The sequence below is a fragment of the Marinobacter alkaliphilus genome, assembly GCF_055394375.1.
The window spans coordinates 3,058,413-3,067,749 of the sequence record NZ_AP043751.1 but is presented as its reverse complement, the minus strand read 5'-3'; the positions used below and the strand labels follow the sequence as shown (position 1 = coordinate 3,067,749).

Genomic DNA, 9,337 nt, shown 5'->3' with positions numbered 1-9,337 from the left:
GATTCAGATAGCCAGGCCGATGCCGTTGCAGCAGTGTTACTGGTGTTGCTGGCTGTTGCCTTTGCGGTAGTGTGGGTTGCCGGCCAGTAGCGCTACTGGCCTGCCAGCACCACCTTTACCACCAGTATTAGCCCGCCCACAAACGCAGCGCCAAACAGCAGCCCGGCAATGATGTAGGGCACCGGGCTTTGGCTGGCAAAATCCTCTTGTCGGCGCTTTTCAGACTGCACCCCCAAAGCGCCGGCGAGGATACTTTGCATGATTTTCAGAACGCCCGGCGAACCGGGCTTTTTCTTGCTGCTGTTATTGTTATTGTCAGCCATATCGTTCATTGAGTCACCCTGATTTATTCGGCCGGATCGTAGGCCAGGCTGGGCATCAGCCAGCGCTCAGCTTCTGCTTTGGACAGCCCTTTTCGTTCAGCATAGTCTTCAACCTGGTCCACGCCAATTTTGCCGACGGCAAAGTATTTGGATTCCGGGTGGGCAAAGTACCAGCCAGAGACCGCTGCCGTTGGGTACATGGCAAAGTGTTCGGTCAGCTGGAGGCTGGTGTTGGCTGTTGCATCCAGCAGTTTGAACAGGGTGGCTTTCTCTGTATGGTCAGGGCAGGCAGGATAGCCGGGGGCCGGGCGGATGCCCTGGTACCGTTCCTTGATCAGGTCATCGTTGGCCAGCTGTTCATCGGTTGCATAGCCCCAGAATTCTTTGCGAACCCGTTCGTGCATACGCTCGGCAAAGGCTTCTGCAAGCCGGTCTGCCAGAGCCTGGACCATAATGGCGCTGTAATCGTCGTGGGCATCCTTGAACTCTTTGGTCAGTTCGTCCACCCCAATACCGGTGGTTACGGCAAAGCCGCCGACATAGTCACCCACGTGGGAGTCTTCAGGGGCCACAAAATCAGACAGGGCCATCATGGGTTTGCCGGGCGCTTTTTCGTCTTGCTGGCGAAGGTGGTGCAGGGTGGTCAGCTCCTCGGTGCGGGACTCGTCTGTGTAAACGACAATGTCGTCTCCGCGACGGTTGGCCGGCCAGAAGCCAATCACGCCTCTGGCGGTGATGCGTTTATCTTCGATCATCTTCTTGAGCAGTTTCTGGGCGTCGTCGAACAGGGTGCGTGCAGCTTCGCCCCGCTTCGGATCGTCGAAGATTGCCGGGTATTTGCCGGCAATGTCCCAGGAAATGAAAAACGGCGTCCAATCGATGTAGTCCACCAGTTCGTTCAGGTCGTAATCGTTGAACGCCCGCACCCCGGTGAAGGCTGGTTTCGGTGGCTGGTAAGTCTCGAAATCGAGTTCCGGTGCCCGTGCCCGTGCTTCTGACATTGACACCAGCTTTGTACGGTCGCCACGGTTCTTGCGGCGCTCACGGATCTCGTCGTACTCGGTACGGGCGGCTTCCACGAGCGTGGGCTTTGCGGTCTTGCTCAGAAGCTGAGAGGCCACGTTTACGCACCGGGACGCATCGGATACGTACAGGGCAATGTCGTTCTTGTACTGGGGCTCGATCTTCACCGCAGTGTGGGCTTTGGAGGTGGTGGCACCGCCAATCATCAGCGGGATATTGAAATCCAGCCTCTGCATTTCCCGGGCAACATGGACCATTTCATCCAGCGAGGGTGTGATCAGGCCGCTCAGACCAATAATGTCGACATTCTCTTTTTTCGCAACGTCCAGAATCTTCTCGCAGGGCACCATCACGCCTAGGTCGATGACTTCGTAGTTATTGCACTGCAAGACCACGCCCACGATGTTCTTGCCAATGTCGTGTACGTCGCCCTTCACGGTGGCCATCAGAATCTTGCCCTTGGCCTGCTGGTCTTCTGTTTTCTCAGCCTCGATGAACGGGATCAAGTGGGCGACGGCCTGCTTCATTACCCGGGCGCTCTTGACCACCTGGGGCAGGAACATCTTGCCATCACCGAACAGGTCGCCGACCACATTCATACCCGCCATCAGCGGGCCTTCGATCACTTCGATGGGGTGGCTGGCGTTCTGCCGGCAGGCTTCGGTGTCGTCAATAATGTAACTGGTGATGCCTTTCACCAGGGCATGCTCAAGACGCTTCTCGACGGGCCATTCACGCCAGGCAAGGTCTTCTTCTTTGGTCTGGCCGCCTTTGCCTTTGAACTTTTCGGCCGCCTCAAGCAAGCGATCTGTTGAGTCATCGCGGCGGTTCAGGACGACGTCTTCCACCAATTCTTTCAGGTCTGGCTCGATCTCGTCATAGATCACCAACTGGCCCGGGTTCACTATGCCCATGTTCATGCCGGCCTTGACCGCGTGATACAGGAAAACGGAGTGAATGGCCTCGCGCACCGCATCGTTACCGCGGAAAGAAAACGAGACGTTACTCACGCCACCGGAGATGGACGCGTGGGGCAGGTTTTCCCTGATCCAGCGGGTGGCATTGATGAAGTCCACCGCATAGTTGTTGTGCTCTTCGATGCCGGTGGCGATGGCGAAGATGTTCGGATCAAAAATAATGTCGGCCGGGTTAAAGCCGATACTGGTCAGCACGTCGTAAGAGCGTTTGCAGATCTCGGTTTTACGCTCGAAGGTGTCGGCCTGGCCGTCTTCGTCAAAGGCCATGACCACTACGGCCGCACCGTAGCGCATGCAGTCTTTTGCCCGCTTGATGAACTCTTCCTCGCCTTCTTTGAGGCTGATGGAGTTCACCACCGCCTTGCCCTGAATGCATCGAAGACCGGCCTCGATCACTTCCCACTTGGAAGAATCGATCATGATCGGCACGCGGGAAATGTCAGGTTCGGATGCCACCAGTTTCAGGAAGGTCTCCATAACCTCCCTTGAATCCAGCATGCCCTCGTCCATGTTGATATCGATGATCTGGGCGCCGTTTTCCACCTGGTCCCGGGCCACGCTCAGCGCTTCCTCGTACTGTTCTTCCTTGATCAGTCTCAAAAATCGCTTGGAGCCGGTCACATTGGTGCGTTCGCCCACGTTAATGAACAGCGTGTTTTCGTCACCGGTAAAGGGTTCGAGGCCTGACAGGCGCAGTGCCTTGGGGCGGTCGGGAATCTTCCGGGGCGGATACTTGGATACCGCCTTGGCAATGGCTTCAATGTGATCCGGCCGTGAACCGCAACAACCCCCGATGATGTTCATGAACCCGTCCTTGGCGAAGCCCTCAATGATGTCGGCCATTTCTTCGGGGGTCTGGTCGTATTCGCCAAATTCGTTGGGCAGCCCGGCGTTGGGGTGGGCTGACACATAGGTTTCTGCCTTGTTGGCCAGCTCTTCCACATAAGGGCGCAACGCGTCCGCACCCAGGGCGCAGTTAAGACCCACTGAGATGGGTTTCGCATGGGCGATGGAGTTGTAGAAGGCCTCGGTGGTCTGGCCCGACAGTGTTCGACCGGACGCGTCGGTAATGGTGCCGGAGATCATGATCGGCAGTTCAAAACCGTTGTCCTCAAAGAACTGCTGGGTCGCGTAAATGGCGGCCTTGGCGTTCAGGGTGTCGAAAATGGTTTCAATCAGGATCAGATCGGAGCCGCCTTCCACCAGCCCGGAGACCGCTTCATAGTAATTATCCACCAGGGTCTGGAAATCCACATTCCGGTAGCCCGGGTTATTGACGTCTGGTGAGATGGAGGCGGTGCGCGAGGTAGGGCCCACGGCGCCGGCAACAAACCGTGGTTTGTCCGGATTGCGGGCGGTGAACTCATCAGCGATTTCCCGAGCGATCCTGGCCGCTTCCACGTTCAATTCACGGGCCAGATCTTCCATGCCGTAGTCCGCCTGGGAAAGGCGGGTGGAATTGAAAGTGTTGGTTTCGATGATGTCTGCGCCGGCATCCAGGTAGTCTGCGTGGATATTGCGGAGCAGGGCCGGCTGGGTCAGGTTGAGGAGATCGTTGTTGCCCTGAACGTCCCGGTCGAAATCCTTGAATCGGTCGCCCCGGAATGCGGCTTCGTCCAGCTTCTGGTTCTGGATCATGGTGCCCATGCCACCATCGAGGATGATGATGCGTTCCTTGAGGGCCTTATGAAGCTGGTCCAGGCGGGTAGTACGATCGGTCATAGGGAATTCTTCCGGGGTCATTAATAACGTCGTGTTTGTTCGGACGGCGCGGGATCATAGCAAAATTGTACGTATACGTCTTAATACAGATGATCATTATCAAGCACTGACCACAAAGTTCCTGGCGGGAGGTTATACGTGCAATTCATTATCCTGTTAAAGCCCGACTATTTTACTTGGTCTTTTAAGTTCCTGCGAACTCTCCTAAAATAGAGACTACATTTGAAAACAGGTAGGAAGCATGGCTTTGGTAACTGTCACTGATTCCGCAAGGGATTATCTTGCGCAACTGATTGAAAAGCAGGATGTCGAGGGCATGGGCGTTCGTATTTTCGTCACCCAGCCGGGTACCCGCAATGCCGAGACCTGTCTGGCCTATTGCCCGCCAAACGAAGTCGTCCCTACAGACGAGCAGGTTGATCTGCAGAAATTCACCCTGTTCCTGGACCATAACTCGGTACCGTTTCTGGAAGATGCCTACGTGGACTACTCCAAAGACCAGATGGGCGGCCAGTTGACCATCAAGGCGCCGAACGCCAAAGTGCCCCAGGTGTCTGATGACGCCCCCCTTCCTGAGCGGGTGAACTACGTGCTGGCGTCTGAGATCAACCCCAATCTGGCGGCCCACGGCGGTGATGTATCGCTGGTGGAGATCGTTGAGGAGTCGGTGGCAGTGCTGCGTTTCGGTGGCGGTTGCCAGGGCTGTTCCGCCGTCAGCCTGACCCTCAAGCAAGGTGTTGAGAAAACCCTCAAGGAGCGGGTTCCGGAGATCACTGCGGTTCGTGATGTGACCGACCACTCGAACACTGAAAACGCCTACTATCAGTAATTTCTGCATTACCTCTGCCAGGCCGTCGTTCACCGCGGCGGCTGCCGCAGATGCCTGTCTTTCGTGGCTACACGGCCAATGTCCTGATATCTGCAATACTCCATTATCCTGTTGATTAACAGAACCGTGCACGGTTGCTGTACCGTGCCATAAAAAACAGTGATATCAGCGGCGCCATTGCCGCCAGACTTGAAACCGGGGTAACACTTGCTCGACCTTGCTCTCTTATCCGTACCTGTGATGGCTGCTGTCGTCGGCTGGTTTACCAACTGGCTTGCGATACAGATGTCATTTCACCCGGTGCGTTTCATCGGCATTGGCGTTATTGGTTGGCAGGGTGTTATCCCCCGTAAAGCCGAGAAGATGGCGCACATCTGTATCGACCGGACGCTGCAGCAGTTTGGTGATCTGAATACCGTCTATCAAAAGCTGGAGCCCCAGCGCATTGTTCAACAGGTGGTGGCACAGGTTTCACCACGGATGGATGAATACATCGACGAAGTCATGTACGAAGTGCAGCCGGTGTTGTGGGATAACCTGCCGCTGTTTGTTCGCGCCAGGATCTACCAATGGGCCAGGCAGCAGCTGCCGGACAGGATTGAAGAGCTGGTTGAGGATTTCGGTGACGACCTGAATGAGCTGGTGGATCTGAAAGCACTGCTCAGCCGCGAACTGCAGAATCATCCTGACCTGATGAATCGCATTTTCCGGGAAGCCGGTTCCGTTGAATTGCAATCGGTCATTAACCGTGGTGCCATCATTGGCGGTTTGCTGGGTGCCATCCTGGCGCCGCTGTGGCTGGCCTATCCGGAGCCATGGCTGCTGCCGGTCGGTGGTTTTGCCATTGGCTTTATCACCAACTGGATCGCCATTAATCTGATTTTTGCACCGCTTCGCCCTCGCCGGGTTCTGTTTTGGCGGATTCAGGGGTTGTTTCTGCGCCGTCAGGAGCAGATCAGTGATACCTGGGCACGTCTGGTGGCCGAGGAGCTGATCACCGTTGAGAAGGTGGCGGACGCCATGATCAATGGCCAGCACGGAGCAAGAACCCGAGCTATCATCCAGAAGCATCTGCGGCCAATGCTCGATAACTCCATGGTTATGAAGCTGGCGGCGCAGGTGACGGTCGGTATGACCGGCTACACTGATCTCAAGCGGGTGATGAACCAGAAGGCGGTGATCGCCACCCGGGATGTGTTCAACGATCCCGATTTTAACAAGGAGCGGGCACCCATTGTGGCCGGTGTGCTGGCGGGCCAGATGAAATCGCTCCGTCCGGAGGAGTTCCAGGACATATTGCGGCCGGCGTTCAGAGAAGAAGAGCTCCAGCTGATGTTTGTTGGGGGGTTGTTCGGCGCAGTGGCCGGCCTGATTCAGTTTATCGCGATGAACCAGCTGCCGATGCCGCCACTGGGTGGCTAACAAGGGAGACAGGTAATGTCTGTGTGGGTTTTGATGATTGTTCAGGTGCTGTTGACCGCTGGTACGGTGGCGGCTGTTCTGTTTGCGTTCTGGTACCTCGTAGTTCGGCCCTGGCTGGCTGAACGCATGCGGGAGTTGGTGGAAGCCGCTGACCAGATCGAGCCCAAGGTGGCCAAGGGCGTCAATAAAGGCGTCGCCGATGCCGTCCGGCAGCTCCCGCAAAATGCATGGGAAGGCGCGACCAAGGAGTCGACCAAGCAATTCCTGAAGTTTGGCTCCAATCTGTTCGAGAACGGGCTCAGCAGCTTTCTGGGCTCGACTGCCGAAATGCAGAAATCCCAATCCAGCAGTGGTAGCCGGCCACCAGGGCAGGGCGATCGCTGATCAAAGGCAGTTGGTTGGCCTGGGTAGCCCGGCAATTCGGCAGGCGGTTTTGGCGGGTGTGCCTGGGAACAACTGCATCAGGTAGATACTGTTGCCCTTGTCGTCCCCGAACGCTTCTTTCACCGCCTTCACAAATAACCGGTTTGACGGCGGAGACATTTCATGTTGTTTGTAGAATTCCCTCAGGAAATCTATGATCTCCCAGTGATTTTCATTTAGCTGTATGCTGTCCTCGGCGGCAATCTCTTGTGCTACCTCAGGGGTCCAGCTGCCAGCGTCTTCCAGAAAACCCTCGTTGTTGCGTAACGGCAAAGTCGTCATTGTATTACCAGCTCACCGTACGTGAATGTTCGGCGGTCAGGCGCACCAGATCGCCATAGCTGATGATTTGTACCTTGGGGTTGCCTGCCAGGCCTCTGGCCTCAAGGTCTGCGCCAAGGGCAACACAATTTCGGGGGAGGCCAGCAGTGCTGTCTGTTACCGCCAGTACCGCATTTTCCGCCAGTGCCAGCGTGTCTCCTTCGTGAAGGGCTGCCAGACAGGTTGCGAACCTTGGGTGACTGGGTGATTTGTTCAGGATATGAAGTGTCGCCTGAATCGTTTGTTCCTGTGTCATTCCGTCATCCTTAGCCTGCAAAAACGATGCGTTCAAAGCGATCAAGGGCGTCTCTGACCGATGGAATCAGTTCCACGCCATTCAGCCTGTCTTCCTCACCAAGCCGAAAACGCTCGCAGGCGGATTGTTCCGCGAGAATCTGTTCGACTCCGAACACCGGTGCCGCAGCAAGGTTCTTTTCAACCGTTTTCTGGCCGATGCCTCCGGCATCCTGGGATTTGCGCAGCCAGTTAACACCAGCGCCGATAAAGAGCAATGCCGCTGGTTGATCGAAGGCTGCCAGGGAAAACACCATATCCAGCGCTTCGCGACCGGACCAGGAGCCATACGGAGCCTGATCAATCACAATCAAGGTGGTCATCTTAGTGGCTCCCATGAAAGTAGATCACACGGTCAGACTTCAGGTTGCCTTCCACCCATTCCCCCAAGCCCGCTATCTGGTAAGGCTGACGAAGGTTGTTGGCGCTGAGTTCATACCTTGCCTGTTCGCCCTGGTCGACGATTCCCCGGCGCAAGGCCGAGGCAATGCAGGCGACCCCAGGCGTCTGGTTGTCAGCAAGGAAATCTGCCCACTGGCCTGGCCAGTCGGGTTCATCGGAGGGGGGCGTACTCAGGGCTGAAGCTAGGTGTACGCCCTCGCCATAAAGAAACATCCGGTCGATGTGGTGGCCGGCTGCAATCAGCTCCTGTGCGAATGCCAGTGCTGTTTGTGGTGCCTGGCTAGACCAGGGAGCGCCGGTAATAACCAGGGTGTAAGAAAGGCCAGGGGACATAACGATAGGTTGCCGGTCAGGAATGGATCGGATTTCAGTTTACCGAAAGCAAGAACCCCGGCAAAGGCCGGGGTTCCTGTTCAACGCGTTGCTCTGGCGAATTAATCGTCGCCGCTGAATGCCGCCAGCAGGTGCAGCAGGCTGACAAACAGGTTGTAGATGGCCACGTACAGGCCAACGGTTGCGATCACGTAGTTACGCTCGCCGCCTTTGATGATCCGGCTGGTTTCAAACAGGATCATGATGGAGGCGAAAATGGTGAAGCCAGCGGATACCGCCAGATGCAGGGCAGAGCTCTGCATGAAGAAGGCCAGCAGCATGGCACCGATCAGCACGAACGCACCGGCCGTCAGGAAGCTGGACATAAAGCTGAAGTCTTTCTTGGTGATCAGCGCGGTGGCTGACAGACCAACAAAGGCTACGGCTGTCAGGGTCAGTGCCTGGGCGACAATCTGAGAGGCACCCGCGGCAACGAACGCGCCGATGATCGGGCCCAAGGTGTACCCCATGAAGCCGGTCAGGGCGAAGGTGGTTACGATGCCCCAGGGGCTGTTCTTGAGCTTATAGGTCGCGAACAGCAGGCCAATATAGCCAACGATGGTGATCAGGAAGCCCGGGTGCGTGCCGTTCATGTTCAGGAACGCAGTCAGGGCCGAGAAGGCCAGGGTCATGCCCAGCAGCATGTAGGTGTTGCGCAGTACCTTCAGCGCATCTTCATCAATGCCCGCTGTTACGCCGGTGGCTTGACCGGACTGCGGGTAGGCAGCCTGGTTGTTCTGAACGCCGAAACGTCTGTCTTCCATTGTCATCTCCGTTTATTGCAACTGGATACTGAGTCCCATGATAATGTCGAATCCGCAACTTTCAATCATTTACGACAGAAAATGCCCCAATGGATTCCATTAAACTGGTGTAATCTTGCTCGCACCGTGACCAGAACCAGTGGAATTTCCAACGTTTTTTCTTCAAGGCGTTGACAGTAATGGCAAATCCGGTATCATTCCACCCGCTGTCGCAACGGCAGCAACGGAAATACGCCTTCTGGCGTTTTTTCGGTAAGACGGTGGGCTGGCAGAGTGGCTGAATGCAGCGGTCTTGAAAACCGCCGACGGTTAATAGCCGTCCCGGGGTTCGAATCCCTGGCCCACCGCCATTTTTCTTCCTGACACCGGTCTCTATACTCCCCAATCGATACCTTCGACAGACTACGTAACTTCCTGCGTATTAAACTTCTTTGCGAATCCAGTACACTGGTGTGAAATCGAATG

10 protein-coding genes and 1 tRNA gene are annotated in these 9,337 nt (G+C 56.1%); 4 read left to right on the top strand and 7 right to left on the bottom strand.

What is annotated here, in order from left to right; genetic code table 11:
• Positions 1-92: 92 nt before the first annotated feature.
• Positions 93-332: a DUF2970 domain-containing protein gene (locus ACZ5Q2_RS14045; RefSeq protein ID WP_354443495.1), complete on the bottom strand. Its 240-nt coding sequence runs from the start codon at positions 330-332 to the stop codon at positions 93-95.
• A gap of 14 nt (positions 333-346) precedes the next feature.
• Positions 347-4,045 carry a methionine synthase gene (metH, locus tag ACZ5Q2_RS14040; protein ID WP_061332839.1) on the bottom strand — a complete coding sequence of 1,233 codons (3,699 nt, stop codon included), beginning with the start codon at positions 4,043-4,045 and terminating at the stop codon, positions 347-349.
• A 241-nt stretch (positions 4,046-4,286) separates the two neighbouring features.
• On the opposite strand from metH, the gene nfuA reads away from it, so the two are divergent.
• From nfuA to ACZ5Q2_RS14025, 3 genes are all read left to right on the top strand, one after another.
• On the top strand, positions 4,287-4,874 hold the full coding sequence (nfuA, locus tag ACZ5Q2_RS14035; RefSeq protein WP_058089746.1) for a Fe-S biogenesis protein NfuA: 588 nt from the start codon (positions 4,287-4,289) through the stop codon (positions 4,872-4,874).
• Between the two features lie 207 nt (positions 4,875-5,081).
• Positions 5,082-6,296: a DUF445 domain-containing protein gene (locus ACZ5Q2_RS14030; RefSeq protein WP_197463851.1), complete on the top strand. Its 1,215-nt coding sequence runs from the start codon at positions 5,082-5,084 to the stop codon at positions 6,294-6,296.
• Positions 6,297-6,311: 15 nt separating this feature from the next.
• Entirely contained in the window at positions 6,312-6,680 is a 369-nt protein-coding gene (locus ACZ5Q2_RS14025) for a hypothetical protein (protein ID WP_061332841.1), read from the top strand.
• On the opposite strand, the gene ACZ5Q2_RS14020 is transcribed toward ACZ5Q2_RS14025, so the two are convergent.
• The 5 genes from ACZ5Q2_RS14020 to ACZ5Q2_RS14000 all read right to left on the bottom strand — a co-directional run bounded on the left by ACZ5Q2_RS14020 (position 6,681) and on the right by ACZ5Q2_RS14000 (position 8,872).
• The gene (locus tag ACZ5Q2_RS14020) at positions 6,681-7,001 is read right to left on the bottom strand and encodes a TusE/DsrC/DsvC family sulfur relay protein (protein ID WP_061332843.1); all 321 of its coding nucleotides are present in this window, start codon (positions 6,999-7,001) and stop codon (positions 6,681-6,683) included.
• Between the two features lie 4 nt (positions 7,002-7,005).
• Positions 7,006-7,296 (bottom strand): sulfurtransferase complex subunit TusB, encoded by a 291-nt coding sequence (tusB, locus tag ACZ5Q2_RS14015; protein ID WP_061332845.1) that lies wholly within the window; start codon positions 7,294-7,296, stop codon positions 7,006-7,008.
• Between the two features lie 10 nt (positions 7,297-7,306).
• The gene (locus ACZ5Q2_RS14010) at positions 7,307-7,657 is read right to left on the bottom strand and encodes a DsrE family protein (RefSeq protein ID WP_061332847.1); all 351 of its coding nucleotides are present in this window, start codon (positions 7,655-7,657) and stop codon (positions 7,307-7,309) included.
• A 1-nt stretch (position 7,658) separates the two neighbouring features.
• Positions 7,659-8,069, bottom strand: coding sequence for a sulfurtransferase complex subunit TusD (tusD, locus tag ACZ5Q2_RS14005; protein ID WP_061332849.1), 411 nt, complete (start codon positions 8,067-8,069; stop codon positions 7,659-7,661).
• 101 nt (positions 8,070-8,170) lie between these two features.
• Positions 8,171-8,872, bottom strand: coding sequence for a Bax inhibitor-1/YccA family protein (locus ACZ5Q2_RS14000; RefSeq protein ID WP_058089752.1), 702 nt, complete (start codon positions 8,870-8,872; stop codon positions 8,171-8,173).
• 259 nt (positions 8,873-9,131) lie between these two features.
• Here ACZ5Q2_RS14000 and ACZ5Q2_RS13995 point away from each other — a divergent pair.
• A tRNA-Ser gene (locus tag ACZ5Q2_RS13995) sits at positions 9,132-9,222 on the top strand.
• Positions 9,223-9,337: the final 115 nt, after the last annotated feature.

What these genes read in the sequence shown, in the direction of transcription:
- ACZ5Q2_RS14045 (WP_354443495.1), bottom strand. Translation starts at nt 332, where the DNA reads ATGAACGATATGGCTGACAATAACAATAACAGCAGCAAGAAAAAGCCC.
- metH (WP_061332839.1), bottom strand. Translation starts at nt 4,045, where the DNA reads ATGACCGATCGTACTACCCGCCTGGACCAGCTTCATAAGGCCCTCAAG.
- nfuA (WP_058089746.1), top strand. Translation starts at nt 4,287, where the DNA reads ATGGCTTTGGTAACTGTCACTGATTCCGCAAGGGATTATCTTGCGCAA.
- ACZ5Q2_RS14025 (WP_061332841.1), top strand. Translation starts at nt 6,312, where the DNA reads ATGTCTGTGTGGGTTTTGATGATTGTTCAGGTGCTGTTGACCGCTGGT.
- ACZ5Q2_RS14020 (WP_061332843.1), bottom strand. Translation starts at nt 7,001, where the DNA reads ATGACGACTTTGCCGTTACGCAACAACGAGGGTTTTCTGGAAGACGCT.
- tusB (WP_061332845.1), bottom strand. Translation starts at nt 7,296, where the DNA reads ATGACACAGGAACAAACGATTCAGGCGACACTTCATATCCTGAACAAA.
- ACZ5Q2_RS14010 (WP_061332847.1), bottom strand. Translation starts at nt 7,657, where the DNA reads ATGACCACCTTGATTGTGATTGATCAGGCTCCGTATGGCTCCTGGTCC.
- tusD (WP_061332849.1), bottom strand. Translation starts at nt 8,069, where the DNA reads ATGTCCCCTGGCCTTTCTTACACCCTGGTTATTACCGGCGCTCCCTGG.
- ACZ5Q2_RS14000 (WP_058089752.1), bottom strand. Translation starts at nt 8,872, where the DNA reads ATGGAAGACAGACGTTTCGGCGTTCAGAACAACCAGGCTGCCTACCCG.